The sequence below is a fragment of the Thiospirochaeta perfilievii genome, assembly GCF_008329945.1.
In the GTDB taxonomy this organism is placed as follows: Bacteria; Spirochaetota; Spirochaetia; order DSM-2461; family DSM-2461; genus Thiospirochaeta; species Thiospirochaeta perfilievii.
Window position 1 is genome coordinate 968,083 of sequence record NZ_CP035807.1, and the last position, 19,254, is coordinate 987,336.

Here is a 19,254-nt window from a genome sequence, read left to right on the forward strand (position 1 = left end):
TTTATGAATAAAAAAATTAAACTAGCTGCGCTTTTGGCGTTAGTAGTATTTACACTTATGGGTTGCGACAACGCACTACATAATGGAACAGAGATGGCAATATCTAAGGTAACTGTAACTGGTCTACCTAGTGATACTTATCCAGAAGGAAAAGAGATGGTTTTCTCATATAACAGATCATCAACAGATGATGACTGGATACATGATGATGATCTTTTTACAGACCCCTACTATTCAGGGACTGTAAATGCAGAGGGGACTTTAACATTTAATTTTAGCCCCGCATTAGAGTTAACTACTCCAAAATTAGTATTTTTAATTATTGATCCCGATAAAACCTGGGCTATTAAAATTGCGAGTAACCACAGTCTTGATGGTGGTAGTAATGTAGAACTTGACAATACTTGGGCTGGTGCTTTAAACCCGGAAGAAGTAGAAGGTGTTGTTGATGGTGACTCTGTTAACTGGGATTACAAGGTAGATTAGGAGAGATATGATGTTAGATAAAATTATTTACGGCATAACAATACTTTTTTTCCTTACAGGTGTAGCTTTTGCAGATGTAACTGTAAAAGATCTTGGTAATGGTCAAGCAGAGATAACCTTTTTATACCAAGATGATGCCGCGGAAGAGATGAACGTTATAGGGTCATTTAATAACTGGATAGAACCAGGCGATGTTATGACTAAAAATGCTGCAGGTTTATGGGAATTTAAGTTTGTTACATTTTCAGATGATGAAATTGTATACAAATTTTTTGATGGTACATATATTTCAGATGAGAATGCTCCGGATGAAAAAGATGATGGTTTTGCAGGTATGAACGGTCTTATTATAGTTGCTGATCTACTATTAGAAGAGTCTCCAGCTACTCCTAATGATCCAACAAAGCCTGTAGTTCAAGCTAGGAAAAAAGTTACTTTTGGTACAGATACTTATATAGAGAGTGATACATCATTTAATACAGATGGAGATTTTAAGGCTGTTGATTCAACTATAAATGCTAAATCTGTATGGAAATTTGATGGTGACCTTGTAAAAAATATGCCAGGTTATATGGAATTAACTTTCTTTGATGGTAATCCAACAGTATGGAGTGATGGAAGCGTAGAAGTCTTAGACGGTCTAGAAGCACTTTCATCAGGCTTTATTTTTAATCCAGCTTACTATTTAAGCAGTGATAAAAAACCTTCTGTAGATAACTTCAAATTTGGTTTTGATACCAAGTATATATCCTACGAAACAGGATATGGTAGTGCAAACTTACCAGGACATGACTCACTTTTATGGGAAACGGTTGATGCAGATGGAATTAGTGCAGGAGATGGTTATTCAGCATTTAGCTCAAAGATAGATTTAGAGTCTGCTGGATTAACAATAGATACAAAATTTGTTCCAAATAAAAGTATTGGTGATAAATATGGTATGTATTTTGATCTAGATATGACTTTAGCAGGTTTAAGAGCTGATATTCAGTATGAAATGACATCTAGTTCAACTAGTGATATACAAGCAATATTTGAAAATATTCCCCGACAGGATTTAATTATCGGTCTTGGGTATAAAATGGATAAAGTCTCCATAAATACACAGATATTAAACTCTATGTATGTAGCAGGAGGAACAACAATGGCTAGGCCTGCAAAAGATAGAGTTGGTGCTGAAGTTAAAGTTTCTTATGCAGATGAAGACCTTATGGGATTAGATATTTCTTATAAATTAAGAGGAGCTGTTGCAAACTTTATCTACGCTACAACAGAGGATATTTTAGGTGATGAAGATACCCAGGGGGTGAATTTAAGTGGTTTTTACAAACTTAATAAAGCAGTTACTCCTAAGATGGATTTTTCAGCAACAATGTTAAATGAAGATCCATTAAATAGTAACATTGAGCTTACTGTAAAACCTGGTGCAACTTTTGATTTATCAGAACAAATAGGTAAAACAACTACAGGAGATATCTATGTAAGTGTTGGGCTTAATAGTAAACCAGCCGACGGAGATAAACCTTCTATATCTGTAGGTGCTACAGCAACTATGGAGAATTTAACAATCAACTACGGTTATAACGGAACTAATGCTGACCAAGTTTTTAACTCATTACTATTAAAAGCTGAACTTGAAAATGATTTAACAGCAGAATTAGGTATTGGATTAAGAAGTGGAAACGCTGTAATTAACCCATTTGCTCTATGTATAGGTGGTTCTTGGAAGGTTCCAGCACCAAAAGCTAAAACACCATTAATCTATGCAAACTTTACTTACAACATGGATCCATACGAAACAGGTGAAACTACTGCTACTCTTACTGATTATCAACTAGAGGATAATTCAGAAACAGAAGCAGCATTTAGACTAGGTATTGTTTGGAGTTATTAAAAAATAAATTATGACCGGGGACTCGCTGATATTATCAGTGGCCGGCATAAAATATAAGGAGATTTTATAATGAAGAAAATTTTACAATTATTAACATCTTTATTGTTGTTAGTTGCTATGTTCAGTTGTGATAACAGCACATCTGGTACTACTTTTGATTCCACATCTGACTGGTGGGTAAAAGGGTCATTTGATGGATGGAAAGATTCAGTTGATGATGAAACAAGACACTTTTTTACTATAGATGAAGTTGATAACAACATATTAACATATGAAGTTACAGGTCTTTACACTTTAGATTATGAGTTTGTATTAGTAGATGCAGCTGGAACAGAATGGAAAGCACCTACAGCGACTACAGCAGTATCTGATACAGCACTAACTTTTGTTTCAGCTGAAAATGCTAATGCAACATTTACAGCTGCATTTACAACTTATACTATAAAAGTTGATATTACAGATGCTGAAGCTCCATCAGTTACTATTGAGGCCGGTTCAACAGCAGCAACAGCTCCTACTTTTGAAGTTTTAGCTGACAATTTAATATTTAAAGGTGGAATATTTGATTCTAACTGGACAGCTCAGACAGGTGTTCTTGATGCAACAGCAAAAACTGTAACTTATGATGATTTAACTATTGTTTCTAATAGTGGTGAATTTGGTATAGATGGTATTGATGGGTGGTTCGAAGGTCTTACTATCGATTCTCCAACTGTTGAGGGTGAAAGTACTACACCTGCAAACTTCCTAAAATCTGGTGGGAACTCAAAACTAATAAATGTTCCAAAAGTTGATTCTGTTTATACTGTTGTTATTACAATTGATCCTGAAGCAACTAATATAGAAGAAAAATACTCAATAGCCTTTACTCTTAAAACTTTAGGTACTGAAGATTGGGTAATTGACTTTGCATGGTTAGCACCTAGAACTAAAATTAAAGGTGATTTATTTGATATTGGTTGGACTGCAACTGCAGGTACTGTAAACGCTACTGCTAAAACTGTAACTTATGAGGTAACTATTGATAATGCATCAGGTTCATTTGGTTTTGAAATATTTGATGGAGGAGGATGGGCTACTATTGAAGATCCTCTAGCATCAGGTGATGCTGCAGTTGAAATAATATCAAATGCAAATGGAAATGGTCAGTTCTCAGATGCTGCTGTAGATGATGTATATACAGTAGTTGTTACAATAGATGATACTGTTGCACTTGATGCCGGTAGATATATGTTATCAATTAGTAAAAACTAAAAATAATTTATACAAGTTATTAACCGTCTTTTTTAAGACGGTTTTTTTATAAATGAGGGAATTATGAAACGTTTTAAAAAAGTAATAATTTTATTATCATTAATAAATATATCAACAATTATATTTGGAAACAATTTTAATAAAATCTTTGACCATACTGTCATCCACGAAATAGAGATACAGATATCCCAGAGTGAGTGGGATGGTATTTTATCTGATATGGCTATTAATAAAAGAACAGGAAACTACAGAGAAGCAAAATTTATATATCGTGGACTAGCAGGTGATGAAGTAATTGATATTGTAGGTTTTAGAACAAGGGGTAATACAACAAGAAGGTATCCTGAAGTTAATGGGAAATACCAAAGAGCCCACTTTAAAATAAACTTTGATAAAAAATTTCATGGCTTATCTAAATTGAACCTAAAATGGAACTATAATAAGGACCCATCCCAAATTAGGGAGTTATATAGCTACGATATGTTAAATAAAGCTGGAGTTTTTGCCCCTAAAACAGGTTCAGCAAAACTATATATTAAAATAGGAGATAAAAAAAGAGTAGACTTTGGAATATATACCCTTATAGAACCAATTGATAAATCATTTTTAAAAAGAAGATTTGGGTCAGATGCTAATGATGGAAACCTATACAAGTGCCTATGGCAACAAGGGGGATCTGCTACACTCTATGGGAATATAACTAAAAAGATAGGTGTAAAGGATTGGACTATAGATTACAGACCTAGTTATGATAGAAAAACCAATGAAGAAGATACCGACTACTCAGATCTAATTAACTTTGCCAAAAATATAAGTAGATTAAAAGATAGTGAATATAAAGAGTATATGGAAGATCACTTCGAGATAGATAGGTTTTTACGTTACCAGGCTATGGCTATGTTGTTAGGTATGCCCGATGACTACTGGGCAATGGGAAATAACTACTATCTCTATTTTAATAATATAACAGGTAAAATTGATTTTATCCCCTACGATTACGACCATGGATTAGGTGGGGGTTGGGAAGGTATGAAGGGGTATAAAGCGATACAGGAAGCAGATATTTATACTTGGTTATCTAATAGATCTGTTAAACCACTATTAAGGTTATTAGACTTCCCTGAATACAAAGAGTTATACGAAGGGTATTTAAAAGAGTTTATACAAGAAGGTGGAATCTTCTCATTTACTACTTTTAAAGAAAAGTATGATCAGCAGTATAAACTCTACTTCCCCCTACTAGTTAATGATATGCACGAAGGGGAAGATATGGAACTTAAAAAATATATCCCTGAATATTTTGAAAATAAGTTGAAATCTATTACAAGTCAACTTAAATAATTCATTATTTCATTTTGTAACTATACGTTATCTCCCCAAATTGATTGATATGTTCTTTTTTTAATTTATATCCCTCACCTTTAGCTCTAATGCTGCTCTGAGGGATAAAAAAAGCTGTGTATTGAGATTTATCATTAAAACCATAACGTATATCTACATATCCTGTTTTAGTAATATTAAGTGGAACAAAAAAAGATAAGATCATAACTACATCAACTTTATCTATAACAGCTTTAAAACTAACAGGTTCTGGGTTTTCTATTAATTTATCATTTATATAAAAATAGGTATAATAATTAGAATCTACAATATTATCAAAATATTTAATCTTTAGTTCTAAGGCTTCATCAGCGGAAAACTCCATATTATTATCTATATCGTAATTATAGATCAGTTGAGAACTAAACATAGGGTCATATTCCCACTGCATATATACACCTTGTAATCCATTTTCATTGAAATAGTTATAAGAATAAGCCTGTATTTTCATATGTGGGTGAGCGTAAAGGGATAAGGAACTAATAAAAATTAGGAGTAGAAATAAGTTTTGTTTTTTTAAAATAGTATAGGCCATAAAGCTCTTCCTCCATTAAAGATAAACATAATTCCAATAAGTAGTAGAAGAAACTCCCCTATACTATGGAAAACTTTAGAAATATTATTACTTTTTTATTAATTTTCCCATGAGACTTAGAAGCTAATAAAGCTATAAAATAGAGAACAATGGTCATAGCAATAGTTAACGAGACCACAGAAGAAAATCCTACCCAAAATATCCCATAAATAATAGATGTAGACATAATTGTTAAGGATAGTGGACAAGGTACTATACCAACAGACAATGCAACAGGAATATTTCTTAAAATAATATTTTTACTACTTAAGACGTTAACTTTATACTCTTTATGATGTCTAAAAATTAGGTATATAGAAATACCAACAATAAGTAGACCGGATAACATAGTAAAAGAGTACTGTATAGCTAATAAAATGGCTCCAGATGAGTGTATTATTGGGATCATTATGGATAGAACAACCGTATCCCACTTAGTAGTCTCCTCAGATATAAAATAAGAGAATATAATCATTTTACCATGGCCGGGCCCTAGGGTGTGGAGTACCCCATATATAAAAGAGAAGAAAATAACTATAATGTTACATATAAAAGTATTTTTTTCATAATAGGTATTATGACGCCTACTTAGTACTTTTGGCAACTAAATATCGTTTTATTTTAAAATTTCATGAAAATATATGTAATAAAAATCAGTGTTACATTTTAGATATAAACTAACTAGCTCCCAGATGCTTTAAACTATGTGTAAAGCCTTACTTTTTTTATTTGTTATATATAGAATTACAATTGTTTTAATACTAAATGCTATATATAATTTTCTTATGGTACAAAAGCATGACCAACGATATAAGAAAATTTTCTCTAACCCTATTTTTATTGAAAAACTACTTGTTTCATTTGTTAATGAAAAATTTATCAAAGATTTAGATTTTACTAATATGGAAAGGCTCGATAAAAGTTTTGTAGATAGCAAAATGAAAAAAAGAGAGTCCGATATTATCTATAAAATAAATTTCAAAGGCAAACCTATTTATATTTATCTATTATTAGAGTTTCAATCTTCAGTTGATCAAACTATGCCTTTAAGATTTTTAAGATATATACTAGAATTATCCGAGAGTTTTGGTAAAGACAAAGATACGAAGTTTTATCCGGCGGTATTCCCCCTTTTGCTTTATAATGGTGAAGATAAGTGGACAGCTGAAATTAATCCTAAAGAGTTATATTCAAAAACAATACCAGAGAAGTTTATTCCTAGCTTCGAATATTACCCAATTATTATTAACAAGATAGAGAAAAAAACACTACTTAAAATACATAATGTTGTATCTGCAATATTTTTTTTAGAAAACACATCTTTAAATGAGATGCATAAAGCTTTTGATGATTTAATTATCCTTTTAAAAGATTCATCTCCTGTTGAAGTTAATGGATTTAAAGTTTGGTTAAATAGTCTTTTAAAAGATAGAAACATCGATATTGATGAAGATAAATTACAACAATTAGAATCGCCACAGGAGGTATTACCAATGTTTGCAGCGACATTAGATAAAATGGAAGAAGAATTTACCTATAAAGGGAAACTCGAAGGAAAACTTGAAGAAAAAAAAGAAATTGCAATAAACCTATTAAAATCTTCATTTGGATTTGAAAATACTTCAAAGATAACAGGTTTAACTATTGATGAACTTAAACAATTAAAGTTGGATTAACTTGTAAAAAGATATCTTATTTTGATAAATAGGATGTTGTACAATAATGTTAAATCAAGCAAAAATATTTTAAGTATTATTCAGGATAACTAACAACTAACTACCTCCATAAATTATTTTATGGAGATAATGTTATTAGTATGTCTTAATCTAATAGAGTAAAAAAACACTCCTTATTAATCCAGTTAAAATCTATTTTGTAGCTACCAGATGTTGAAATTGTTTTAACAAGATTACCTCCTGATGATAATGGATAATGAGTTAGTGCCCAATCTATATCAGAAACAGCAAATTTGAACTCATATTCTCCTGCTGTTAAGAACTTAGTAACACTCCAAGTGTAACTCTCAACATGGGTCATTTCTAATCCATTATTATCTGCCCAACCATTTGTACCTGCTATCTCACCACGAATATATGTCTGATCATAGGCCTTATACCCTTCATTCTCCATGTATAAATTATCCACTAATGTAGACCCATTGTTAAAATTCCAGTATATATATTTACTATCTTCTGTATCTGCCCAGTAATATGCATGTTTCTCACCATCAAAAGTGTAATAATACCTTAAATCATCAGGTCCATCGGTTCCAAATTCATGGGTGTATGTAAGAAAATTAACACTTGTATAATCCATGTCAAATTCACCTACACTACTCCAAACATCATCATCTTCCCGCTCTATAACGATAGTAACAGGAGTACTATTCTCTTCTGTTTCAACACGGAACATTATACTGTAATTTGCTTCAGGAACAGGAGTATCATTAAAAAAGTGTTCCATTGGATTATCACCCTTGTAAAAGACTCTTGATGTTAGTGGTGTTATCTCTGTTAAATCATCACTACCTAATAGTATATTCCAACTTCCAGGTGTTGAGTCGTAGGGACTTAAATCTAAGGTAAATTCTTCTATTCCCTCATTTAAATTAGTTAAAAATAACAGTGTCTCTTCTCCATTACTAAATGTATAAAAAAAGCCTTTAGAAACTGAAACTAAAGGCTTTTAAATTTAATCTAAGACCTAATTATCTAAGTTGTAAAATTAATGTAGTTGTAGTTGGTATAGGGATAACTTCATCCAATTCATACTCAGTACCAGTTATTAAGTCTGTAACATTTGCAGGAATTGTAACTGTTTTAGACTCATTATTATAATTATGAATAACTAGTATTTTTGAAGCTTCTGTTTTTACTTCATAAGAGTAAAGATCTTCTGACAATTCAACTTTTGTATAGTTTTCACTGCAAAAGAATTCTGGGTTTGATTTTCTTATCTCAATTAGTTTTTTATAATGCTCTAAAGTTGAACCCTCTACACCAACCTGCTCTTCATAGGAGATACCATCATTAGCCTTTGTATATAACATAGAGTTGTAAAAACCACCCTTACTCATGGTAGTCATGCCCTCACCTTTAGCAGACTGATACCAGTCCATTGGCTCTCTAATATTATCATCAGGTTTTTTTCCTAACATACCAAGCTCTTCTCCGTAGTATAAAAATGGAGTCCCGGGTAGAGTTAATAAAATTGAAGCAGCAAACTTCTCCTTAGTTTTATTACCACCTAATACAGATGCGACCCTATCCTGATCATGATTAGTAATAAATGTTGCATCAATAAAATTAGGGTTATACTTAGCATAAGCTCTGTGAATACTTCCAAGGGTTCCTAATAGATCAACTTTTTTACCTCTAGACATCTCTAAAATGTTATTAGCAAAACTAAAGTTAAATGAAGCCTCTAAATCTTCAAAAAATGACGCCATCTGATTTGTAGATGCCCAGTTTTCACCAACAAGTAGAGCATTTGGGTTAACAGATTTAACATGGGTATTAAACTCCTGCCACCAATTATGGGAAACATCCTTATCTGTATCATCAATATGTAGTGCTGCATCTAATCTAAAACCATCTACACCCATATTTAACCAGAAAGAAGCTATATCTTTAAATTCATCCCTTACTTTCTTATTTCTAAGGTTCATATCCGGCATACCTGACCAAAAGACACCATTATAATAACCAGTATTACTCTTATGCCACTGATTCCCACCAAAAGGACCGCTCTTTTTAATATTATCAGTAGCATCAGCCCAGTCATAATAGTCCCGGTACTCACTATCTACAGAACTTGCAGCATTCTGAAACCATGGGTGCTCTGTGGAACTGTGATTAATAACTAAGTCCATAATAATTTTGATACCATTAGCATGAGCTTCATTTAAAAGATCTTTAAACTCATCTAGGGTTCCATAATCCATCTCAACATCATAGTAGTCATAAACATCGTACCCGTGGTAACTTGGGGATTGATTTATTGGCATTAACCATAGGGCATCTATACCTAACTCTTTTAGATATGGGATCTTATTTTTTAGGCCTATAAAATCACCAATTCCATCACCATTGCCATCACTAAAACTTCTAACAAAAATCTCGTAAAAAACTGCTTTAGAACCCCATGCAGGAACTTCCCAGTTATTTGTATTTCCAAGTTTTGTAAAGGATATAATATTTGACTTAACAGACTTTTTATCTCTTTTAGCTACAATTTGATAGAAGTACTCTCTATTTGCTTCTAGGTTAGATATCTCAAGGCCTCTAGTTCCAACTAAAACATCCTCTTGAACAAGTTTTAAGTTATCTTTTGACTCTCCAATGTAAAAATCAACTAAGTCTCCTCTTAAAGCCTTAAATAAAAACTTTACAGTTGAATCATCAATATCTATATAACTATCTTGGTCAAAAATAGCTAACTCTTCTAATACTACGGGTTTAATCTTTTTAGTGCTTCTGTTTTCTGTAGTAGCACACCCTACAAGTAACAGTAAAGTAACTAAACTTAACAATATTTTTTTCATACTAAATCCTTATAAATAATAAAACTCCCCACAGTACAATTATATACAATGGGGAGTAAAAGAAAACAAACTACTCTTTTATTATTAATGCTGTTAACGCATCAATTTTAATTTTATCACTACTTAGTGTAAATCCAGAAATCTCTTTAACTGGCTCTACACCACTCTCATCAGAATCTACTAAAACGATTCCATTGGTTAAATCAACTTCTAAGCCAAGTTCTCTAGATACATCATCTGCATTAATAAATACATAGTATGAATCACCATCTGTGGATATTGCTTTATATACAATTATATTATCCTGGGGTTTTATACCCGCTGCTTTAACAAGCGATACATTCTTTTTAACTAAATCCGCATCTCCTAATCTAAAAGCGTCGGTAGATCTTCTAAGTTTAATTAAACCAGTTGTGTAGTCTATAGTATTTTTCGGTAGACCTTCTGACTCAATTTTTTCCCAATCTATCATATTAATAGCATCTGAGGAGTCATAGGAGTCATGTACAAACCACGGGTAATCAAAACCTTTAACTTCAGTTCCTTTAACGCTTGGCTTACCAGCTGCTCTCCACTGTTTAGTTCTACCGTACTCCTGACCTGCGTGTAAAAATGCAGTTCCCTGACTTGTTAAAATCATAGTATTAGATAGTCTTATTCTTTTCTGAATCTCTTCCTCATGGTGGTCTGGATCTTTATTTATTGATTGAGCAATAACATCATGTAACGGTAGGTTGTCATGGGCAGCAACATACTGAACCACATCACCTGGATCGTCTAATGTCATATTACTTGGACGTCCAGCAACATTGTTGAAAATAAGGTTAATATCCCTTTTCCCACCAGTCATAAACCGTGGTTGCCCCTCTGAACCAAAACCAGACTTTAACTCATTTCTCATCTCATCTGAGAAACTTCCAGCAGCATCTGTTTGGGCCATCCAACTCTGGTCAGCAGGAGTTCTAGAGTCCCCATCATCTCCGGCGTAGGTTCTCCAACCCTCACCAATCATAATAATATTAGGATTAACTTCCCTACTCTTATCAAAAGCCATTTGTACAGTCTCAGCATCTAGATCACCCATTAAGTCATATCTAAAACCGTCTACCTTATACTCATTAACCCAGTGTAAAACAGAATCAACAACTAACTTTCTAGACATAAAGTGGGTTGTACCTACTCTACCACCACCATAACTTGACTTAGGTTTCCCATCAACATCCATAAAATGATAATAACCAGGAATAATATCTTCTAAAATAGAGATTTTAGCAGTGTGGTTATATACAGCATCTAAAATAACACCCATTCCACTTTTATGTATTGCATCAATTAACTCTTTTAGTTCCTTAACCCTAAGTTCAGGATCCCTAGGGTTCTCAGAATACATTCCCTCTGGAGAGAAGTAGTTATGTGGATCGTATCCCCAGTTATATGTATTTGGACCAGCTGAATAATCAAGTTCTCTTGTCCCATTATCTAACTCATTACCAAAGTAATAGTTCATAACAGGTAATAATTGAACATGGGTTACACCTAGAGACTTAATATAGTCTAACTTCTCAATAAACGCTTTATAAGTACCAAATTGGGATTTTGTTTCTAAACTTGGATCAGATGTAAAATCCCTAACATGGATCTCCCATATTATAGCGTCTTCTCTTTTTGTATACCCTTCAATGTTAGCAAAATCTAGCTTTGGTCCAATTGATTTAAGATCTACAACAGCAGCCCTACCAACTTTTTCCTTACTCTCATTAAATGCAGCCATAGATTTAGCATATGGGTCTAAAACCCTTTTTGTTCTACCAGCATTAGTTACATCATAGGTATAAAAATAACCCTTTAAATCTTCTTTAATAACAATGGACCAAACACCCTTATCTCCTAGGGTTAAATCAGCCTCTTTATAGATAGTATCATCTGTTCCATCTTTATAAATTGTTAATTTTATATTAGATGCTAAAGGAGACCAAAGTTTAAACTCTGTACCACTTTTACTATATATTGCACCTAGTTCTCCATCGTAGGAAAATGTACTATCAATGCTCTCCCAAGAGAAATTAACCTTTTTTGATAATGCTCCACTTTTAACAACATATACACTTAAGGGATTTAATGGTTCTTTAGCTGTAATATATCCTAAACGTCCGTTTTTTATCTCCCAAGACTCAAGCTCCACAGGAACTCCATCTAGTTCAAGGGTTAACTCTTTATCTGTTTTCATTCTAAATTTTAACTTTATCTGTTTATCAGTAACAGCTACTGCAGATAATATTTTATTATTTAGGCTGGAGTCAGCGTCCTTGAAAGTTAAATACTCAGTATCATCCCCAGATATTGCCCAATACTCATTATTAGAGTCTAGTTTTGGAAATGTTCTATCCCCATCGGGATCTTTATTATCACCGTTATGAATAATAAAGTTAAGTTCACCTTCTCCACTATATGGAATATCCCAATAAACACCAAAGGAGCTCTCTCCTGTAACAGGTAAAGCTGCTTCCCATTTAACTTCAGGTCCATTGTAACCTGCACCCCAAACATGAATACCCCAACCGGAGTAGTTTTTATCAAATCTGTGATAGTTTAACCTAACCATACCCTTAGGAACAGCAGGAGTATCACCCTTATCACTACCTGAAGAGACGCTTGCACAGGATGCAAGCGTTACCACAAGAAGAACTAAAAAATATTTAGTATCTTTCTCATTTAATCTCCTATTACTGAACATCATCTAGAGATGTATATAGTACTGAATCTCCTGAAAGTGCCCAAAATTCGTTAATTGTTTCTACGCCTTCAAATGTTCTATCACCATCTGGGTCTTTTTCATCACCATTATGAATAATGAAATTTAGCTCATCTTCACCAAAATAAGGGATATCCCAGTAAGCTCCAAAATCATCAAAACCTGTTGGCTCTACAGCTGCGGCCCAATCTACAGTATCTCCTGCATATCCTGCACCCCAAATATGTAAACCCCAACCTTCATAATTGTCATCCATTCTCTGGTAGTGTAATCTTACGTTCCCATCTTCAATAGCACCTGCTTCCACCATATCTTTAGTATTAGCTTCTGGTGCTGTTGTTAAACAACCAGCTGTTAATAATAACATTGCAATTACAAATAAATTAATAATTTTCTTCATTTCTATCTCCTATAACATATATAATGCAAGCGTTTGCAATACCTGTCAACAAAAATATTTACAAATTTATTCTATCGGTAAAATATATAGATTACCAAGCTCCGCATTATTAATTTCTATATTCATATTTTGATCATCATTAGCGTAAAATAGAGCTAAGGAGTGCTTTCCACTATCTAGAAGTAGCTCTATACTGTTTGAATAACCTACTTTTTTATTAAGTCCCCCTCTTTGTGGAAAAATAAATTTCCCAACAAACTCACCATCTAGTTCCGCCGATCGAATAGCACATTTATTCTCTGTACTAACATGTCCATTATTATTTATATAGTCGAATCTAATTAGATATAAACCCTTCTTCCCAACTTCAAAATCTAATTCAACCCTATCATCTTTAGAATTCCTAATGGCAATATAGTTATCAAATGTTCTACTGCTCCTTGGGTTTTTAACTAGTCTATCATCTAAATATTTTCCACTTTCTACAGGAATTGTTAGACTACCACCACTATAATTTGTTACAACATAGTTACTATAACCAGATTCAATACCATTTTCAGAGTATGCAAGAACTGAATAAATAGACGTTTTATCACTATCTAAATTATCAGTATAGGTTAAATCTTCAACTATTTTAGTTAACTCACCGTTTTTAAATATTCCATATTTATACCCCTCTGACACTGGTCTCCATTTAAGAACTACTTTATTATCCTCAATACTATATTTTAATTGGGGAACCCCAGGACTCTCGATACCGCTGTTTACAACATTTATTTTACTATTTATCTCATCAGATTCTAAAATTATTTCTACTGTATGATCTCCTATTAGATCGTAGGGAAGAGTATTACTAAGATAAGTTTCCCCGTCTAAGTTAAAACTTTTAACTTTAGACCCATGCCCACTAATTGAGATATCCAAAACAGCTTCCCTTAGTCTAAAATTAGATAAATTTAACTCTCCTTCAATCCAACTAGGAACCATTGGATTAAACTCTAAACCAGCTGAAGTCCACTCCATTCCAAACAGATCCCTGTAAATTAGGGAGAGATAACCTGCCACAGACCATAATTGTCTTGAAGAGTTTATCTCTGTTCCACTATTATGCCCATTATCATAAACCATATTTTCATAGTTACTTAAAAATAGAGCAGAGGCTCTAGTTAGGCTTTTAAGACCATAATCCACAACTTCCATATTTTTAGTTTTACTTCCAGCCCATGTAAAGTATGCTGTAACAAATGGCCAAATACCTCTATTGTGGTAGGGTCTAATCCCCTTAATCTGTGGATGGAGACTTGGAACACCAAATTCTACTACAGGTAAATTCTCAACTAACTCTGTAGCCCTATTATCAGAGACAACCCCCTGAATAACAGCAAGAGATTCTCCTAAAGAGTCTGTCTTTTTAGATAATACTCCACCCATAATATTAGGATACATAAAGGAACTAAAGTACCCCTTCTCTTCTAACCATAAATTAGAATTAATACTACTTTTAAGCTTATTAGCTTCATATTCCCAACTTACTGCTTCATCCTTTAAACCTAGCTCTTTTGCCATTAAACTTAATATTTTCCTAGAGCTATAATGGGCTACATTGGTACTTATTGACTTACTCTCACCAATTTCTGTTGGTCCCATCCACTTAGGGTAACTCTGCTCTCTCCAATCCATAAAACTAGATTCACCCTTAAACAGACCAGTTTTTTTATCAAATGATGTTTTATTATCTCTAAGAACACTCCTTTCTATTATATTGTAGCTATACTCTAACCATAAATTATCACCTGTTACTTTATATACCTCCCAGGCAGCAAGAGCCCAGACAACCCTATCAGTAGATATTGGCCATGAACCACCAGTTCCTGTATCCTGAATTATTACTCCATTATTATTAACCTTAGCTTCTAGAGATGTTTTAGAAACCTCAGGATATATCATAGCTAGTGCAAGATGTATTGAGTATGAAATATCCCTAGTCCAAACTCCTTTCCACTTCTCCCCTGCCATAAAAGCCATAGAATCTTTAAGAATATCTAACTTACTCTCTTCTAAAGCCATGTTATATAGAGCTTCTAGTAGAGGAAATCCTGGGGCCTTTAACTTTGGTTTATCTTCAATACTCTCCTGTAGTTTCCAGGATTTTTCATTTTTATAATAGGTAGATCTAATCTCAGTTGGACTTATAACCCATGCTTTTTTATCACTCCCTTGAATAACCATATTAGGTAAAATTTTAAATTCCTCTCCTACGGGGTACTCTTTTTTCGGTCTTTTAACTATATTTTTCGTATCTATAGTTACTTTGGTCGTATTACATGACAAAACTAACAATAAAAAAGCTAAAAAAATAGATTTTACATTTTTCTTAAGCATATACTCTCCTTAAATATTTAGTACAAATTAGTCTACCATGGAGTATTACAGTGTCAATAAATATTTGTTGACATTTTACCTAACTGGATTTAACATAATTTATAAAAATAATGCAAACGCTTGCATTACAAAGGAAGGAATAATGTCAAAATTTAGTCAATTAGTAGTTTTATCCCTACTTATAACTACACTATTATTTTCATGTGCTTCTACACCTAAAGTTGTAAAAACAACAATTATTGGTGATAGTGCAGTAGATCTATCTGCAGCTGAGATCTATTCAGTTAGTCCAACGGTTGTTTTACCAGGGACATTAATGAGTATTACAGGTGCAGGTTTTGGTGAAGACGCTGGAATTATAAATATTGGTGGCGTTGATGTAACAACTTTTCTTGGTTGGGAAGACGATGTAATTTGGTTTAGAGTTCCAGAAGGTATTGCAGATGATGCAGAGATTCAAGTTGGATACGAATACGCGGAACCATATATAACAACTGCACCAGAGGGAAGTATTACTGTAAAATGGATTATTGATGCTGCTGCCACTCAAGAGATGGTAAACGTTAAATATACCCAATACAAATTAGATAAGGCTCCTAAATGGGTTGCTCCACTACATATTAAAGGTCAATGGTCCAAGAGTGAAGGTACTTATGGATTAAAAGATGACGGTTGGGATGGTGGTTCCCGACAGTTAATGTATAATATTCCAGGGACTGATACATGGGTTACAGAAGCAGTATTTACTCCAGAAGCAATGAATAGTTTTGCAAAGACTAGTATGAAGTTTGCAGTAGAGGATGGAGATGATGAGTTTAGAAACCTATCTTCTTTTGAAAGTGACTTCGCTTATATTATTAAGAGTAGATGGGCAGGAGAGTTAGGTCTAAGTGGTGATCCAGCTTTTAAAATAGATGAAGAGAATAAAAACTTCGACCCAGAAACAAGAACAATAACAGTTAAATATCCAATCCAATAGACTCCTTACCCGGATTTAATCCGGGTTTTTTTATTTATAAACAAAAGGAATAATATGAAAATCTACTTACCAGCAATAATTATACTAATAGCTTTATCCCTGTTTAATTGTACTTCAATACCTAATCCAGATACAAAAATGGAATTTACCATGGAGGATATCCAAATGAAAGAGAGGATAGAAAATCAAGAAATAACTAATTTTTTTACAAATATGGGTATTAAAGTTAACAATAGAGAGAAGGCTCAATTTATTGTTGGTGACAATATAGATGGTTATTACGAGGGTTATACTAACTCCTATGTTCAGGGTAATGGATATTTAATGGGTTCTAGAACTATATACAAAAATTTTAAATCCTTTATTAATGGTGTTTTCCTAGACAGAAAGAGTCAAACAATATCTCAAACTGTCCTACCCTATGGAACTATAATTGAACTTAACAACAATATAAAAGAAGAGTTTGCTCTACACTCTAAAACAAGATCACTCTCTATGGCTGTAAACACAGAAACTCTAGGTTTATTAGGAGTTTATCCAATTATAAATGGTGACTTTAAAGATTATGAATATATTAATAACAATAAGGAGTTATATCTTAAGGATGGTAATTCTATAATTGTATTTACAGCTAACCAACCCTACAAGTTCAAAGATGGACTTTTTACATCCATAAACAAAACAGATAATTTTATTTTATACATGGCCTTTGCAGATAGTGAAGTCGAGGCTCAAAAAAAAGCTAAAGAATTAAGGGAGATAGAAGCCCATAGTTATGAAAAAAAGAAAATATACAATCTTTTAACTAACTCTTATATCAAAACCGATGACCTAGAGTTTAACAAAGCAGTAAACTGGGCAAAGTACTCTGCCTACACTATGGTGGTAGAGGAGTTTGGTAAGGGTATATGGGCAGGACTTCCATGGTTTAAAGATAACTGGGGAAGGGATACATTTATAGCTCTTCCCGGAACACTCCTAGTTTCTGGTAATTTTTCTGAAGCTAAGGAAGTTCTAAATAACTTTATTAAATTGCAAAATATTGGTAATCCACAATTAGTAATAGAGTTACAAAATATAGAAGTTTACTCTAACATTAAAAGGTTCCTTAAAACCCAAGGGTTAAAGATAAAAAGGAATGATAATAACTATACAGTACCACTAACAAAGGATTATATATTAGATAAAGCTAAAGCAAAAACAGTTCTAGACACCATAATAGAAGAGAATCATGGAGTAAGTGGAAGGTTTGAAATAGTAAAAGATGAATCCTATGGAAGGGTACCAAACAGGGTAACCTCGTTAGATAATATAATTTATAATACAACCGATGGCACACCATGGTTAATAAGAGAGATATATGAATATATTAGTTATACTGGAGACCTAGATTATGGTCGAGAGATATTTCCATTTATAATAACAGCAATGGATGGTGTAATTCAGAACTTTTTAGATAAAGACTCATTTATGACCCACGATGATGCAGATACCTGGATGGATGCAAGAATTAATAATGACAAACCTTGGTCAGCTAGAGGATCAAGGGCAGTAGAGATACAAGTTTTATGGTACTCCATGCTGCAGATATCATCCTATTTGGCTACTATAAATAATAGGGATGATTTAAGTCAAAAATGGCAGTTAATTGCAGATAGATTAAAATATAGTTTTAATGATAAGTTTTGGGATGAAGATAATAAAAGGATTGCTGATCGATTAAGAGAAGATGACACACCAGATTTTAAAGCAAGACCAAACCAATTAATGGCAATTTCTATCCCCTTAATATCCCCTATCATAGATAGTTTAAAAGAGGCATACATAGTAAAAAACAGTACAACTGATCTACTATATCAATATGGGATAGCATCACTTAGCGAGGATGAGGAGTACTTTCATCCATATCATGAGAACCTAAGATATAACCATAAGGATGCAGCCTATCACAATGGGGTTATTTGGGGCTGGAATGCAGGACTTATTGTTGAAGGTTTAACAAAATATGGATATAACGACCTTTCATATAGTCTAACAAAAAACCTTTCAAGACAGATATTAACAATGGGTACTTTAGGGTCCATGAGCGAAAACTTAAGTGTATACCCTGATAAACGTGGAAACTTAATATTGTCAGGAACTTATAGCCAAGCATGGAGTGTATCTGAGTTTTCCAGAAATGCTTATCAGAACTATATAGGTTTTAATCCCAGGTTAATAGATAATACAATTGAGTTTACCCCATCCTTCCCTAATATATGGAGCTTAATAGATGTAAAACTACCATTTGGAGTTGATGAATATATCTATATTAACGGAGTAAAAAAAGATGATATATGGGAATTTAAGTTAGACCTTATTTCTAATGACTCAAAAACCTTAATATGGGATGGGGCAAAGTTTGTAATAGAACCAGGAAAAACAGTATTTAACTGGAATCCTACAAAATCTTTAAGTAATAGATATAAAGAGATTATTGGACCCCTTAAGTTTAGAGAGATTAATCTAGAGAGGGAATTTCCTATGTATGAAAAAAAGAATAAACTTCAGGAAATTATAAATAAGGATGAATATAGATAAGAATAAATAAAATACTATTGTTACAGTTTT

Annotated in this window: 13 protein-coding genes and 1 pseudogene; 7 read left to right on the plus strand and 7 right to left on the minus strand. The window is 33.0% G+C overall.

What is annotated here, in order from left to right; genetic code table 11:
* Positions 1 to 3 precede the first annotated feature (3 nt).
* From EW093_RS04440 to EW093_RS04455, 4 genes are all read left to right on the plus strand, one after another.
* Complete coding sequence (locus EW093_RS04440; RefSeq protein WP_149567236.1) at positions 4 to 486, plus strand: hypothetical protein; 483 nt, start codon at positions 4 to 6, stop codon at positions 484 to 486.
* A 7-nt stretch (positions 487 to 493) separates the two neighbouring features.
* The gene (locus EW093_RS04445) at positions 494 to 2,380 is read left to right on the plus strand and encodes a glycogen-binding domain-containing protein (protein ID WP_149567237.1); all 1,887 of its coding nucleotides are present in this window, start codon (positions 494 to 496) and stop codon (positions 2,378 to 2,380) included.
* Between the two features lie 69 nt (positions 2,381 to 2,449).
* Positions 2,450 to 3,634 carry a hypothetical protein gene (locus EW093_RS04450; RefSeq protein ID WP_149567238.1) on the plus strand — a complete coding sequence of 395 codons (1,185 nt, stop codon included), beginning with the start codon at positions 2,450 to 2,452 and terminating at the stop codon, positions 3,632 to 3,634.
* Between the two features lie 63 nt (positions 3,635 to 3,697).
* A complete protein-coding gene (locus EW093_RS04455; RefSeq protein WP_149567239.1) occupies positions 3,698 to 4,975 on the plus strand; it encodes a CotH kinase family protein in 1,278 nt (425 codons plus the stop codon).
* A 4-nt stretch (positions 4,976 to 4,979) separates the two neighbouring features.
* Here EW093_RS04455 and EW093_RS04460 read toward each other — a convergent pair whose 3' ends face one another.
* Positions 4,980 to 5,549 (minus strand): DUF1007 family protein, encoded by a 570-nt coding sequence (locus EW093_RS04460; RefSeq protein ID WP_149567240.1) that lies wholly within the window; start codon positions 5,547 to 5,549, stop codon positions 4,980 to 4,982.
* Positions 5,550 to 5,607: 58 nt separating this feature from the next.
* A pseudogene (locus tag EW093_RS04465) lies at positions 5,608 to 6,120 on the minus strand (HoxN/HupN/NixA family nickel/cobalt transporter); the annotation flags it as partial.
* A gap of 253 nt (positions 6,121 to 6,373) precedes the next feature.
* On the opposite strand from EW093_RS04465, the gene EW093_RS04470 reads away from it, so the two are divergent.
* Positions 6,374 to 7,264, plus strand: coding sequence for an Rpn family recombination-promoting nuclease/putative transposase (locus tag EW093_RS04470; protein ID WP_187759829.1), 891 nt, complete (start codon positions 6,374 to 6,376; stop codon positions 7,262 to 7,264).
* Between the two features lie 145 nt (positions 7,265 to 7,409).
* Here EW093_RS04470 and EW093_RS04475 read toward each other — a convergent pair whose 3' ends face one another.
* The 5 genes from EW093_RS04475 to EW093_RS04495 form a co-directional block, all read right to left on the minus strand.
* Entirely contained in the window at positions 7,410 to 8,051 is a 642-nt protein-coding gene (locus EW093_RS04475; protein WP_149567243.1) for an early set domain-containing protein, read from the minus strand.
* Positions 8,052 to 8,295: 244 nt separating this feature from the next.
* Positions 8,296 to 10,131: an alpha-amylase family glycosyl hydrolase gene (locus EW093_RS04480; protein WP_149567244.1), complete on the minus strand. Its 1,836-nt coding sequence runs from the start codon at positions 10,129 to 10,131 to the stop codon at positions 8,296 to 8,298.
* A gap of 70 nt (positions 10,132 to 10,201) precedes the next feature.
* Positions 10,202 to 12,868 (minus strand): pullulanase-associated domain-containing protein, encoded by a 2,667-nt coding sequence (locus tag EW093_RS04485; protein ID WP_149567245.1) that lies wholly within the window; start codon positions 12,866 to 12,868, stop codon positions 10,202 to 10,204.
* Entirely contained in the window at positions 12,855 to 13,283 is a 429-nt protein-coding gene (locus EW093_RS04490; RefSeq protein ID WP_223111650.1) for a pullulanase-associated domain-containing protein, read from the minus strand. Before EW093_RS04490 ends, EW093_RS04485 begins: the two co-directional genes overlap by 14 nt.
* 66 nt (positions 13,284 to 13,349) lie before the next feature.
* Positions 13,350 to 15,665 carry an alpha-L-rhamnosidase-related protein gene (locus EW093_RS04495; RefSeq protein WP_149567246.1) on the minus strand — a complete coding sequence of 772 codons (2,316 nt, stop codon included), beginning with the start codon at positions 15,663 to 15,665 and terminating at the stop codon, positions 13,350 to 13,352.
* A gap of 142 nt (positions 15,666 to 15,807) precedes the next feature.
* Here EW093_RS04495 and EW093_RS04500 point away from each other — a divergent pair, with 142 nt between their 5' ends.
* Together EW093_RS04500 and EW093_RS17260 are read left to right on the plus strand one after the other, a co-directional pair.
* A complete protein-coding gene (locus EW093_RS04500; RefSeq protein ID WP_187759830.1) occupies positions 15,808 to 16,644 on the plus strand; it encodes an IPT/TIG domain-containing protein in 837 nt (278 codons plus the stop codon).
* Between the two features lie 54 nt (positions 16,645 to 16,698).
* Complete coding sequence (locus EW093_RS17260) at positions 16,699 to 19,224, plus strand: amylo-alpha-1,6-glucosidase (protein ID WP_187759831.1); 2,526 nt, start codon at positions 16,699 to 16,701, stop codon at positions 19,222 to 19,224.
* Positions 19,225 to 19,254 lie beyond the last annotated feature (30 nt).

Coding starts and splice junctions, on each gene's coding strand:
- EW093_RS04470 (WP_187759829.1), top strand. CDS start 6,374: ATGGTACAAAAGCATGACCAACGATATAAGAAAATTTTCTCTAACCCT.
- EW093_RS04490 (WP_223111650.1), bottom strand. CDS start 13,283: ATGAAGAAAATTATTAATTTATTTGTAATTGCAATGTTATTATTAACA.
- EW093_RS04495 (WP_149567246.1), bottom strand. CDS start 15,665: ATGCTTAAGAAAAATGTAAAATCTATTTTTTTAGCTTTTTTATTGTTA.
- EW093_RS04440 (WP_149567236.1), top strand. CDS start 4: ATGAATAAAAAAATTAAACTAGCTGCGCTTTTGGCGTTAGTAGTATTT.
- EW093_RS04480 (WP_149567244.1), bottom strand. CDS start 10,131: ATGAAAAAAATATTGTTAAGTTTAGTTACTTTACTGTTACTTGTAGGG.
- EW093_RS04500 (WP_187759830.1), top strand. CDS start 15,808: ATGTCAAAATTTAGTCAATTAGTAGTTTTATCCCTACTTATAACTACA.
- EW093_RS04445 (WP_149567237.1), top strand. CDS start 494: ATGATGTTAGATAAAATTATTTACGGCATAACAATACTTTTTTTCCTT.
- EW093_RS04450 (WP_149567238.1), top strand. CDS start 2,450: ATGAAGAAAATTTTACAATTATTAACATCTTTATTGTTGTTAGTTGCT.
- EW093_RS04455 (WP_149567239.1), top strand. CDS start 3,698: ATGAAACGTTTTAAAAAAGTAATAATTTTATTATCATTAATAAATATA.
- EW093_RS04475 (WP_149567243.1), bottom strand. CDS start 8,051: ATGGAACACTTTTTTAATGATACTCCTGTTCCTGAAGCAAATTACAGT.
- EW093_RS04485 (WP_149567245.1), bottom strand. CDS start 12,868: ATGATGTTCAGTAATAGGAGATTAAATGAGAAAGATACTAAATATTTT.
- EW093_RS04460 (WP_149567240.1), bottom strand. CDS start 5,549: ATGGCCTATACTATTTTAAAAAAACAAAACTTATTTCTACTCCTAATT.
- EW093_RS17260 (WP_187759831.1), top strand. CDS start 16,699: ATGAAAATCTACTTACCAGCAATAATTATACTAATAGCTTTATCCCTG.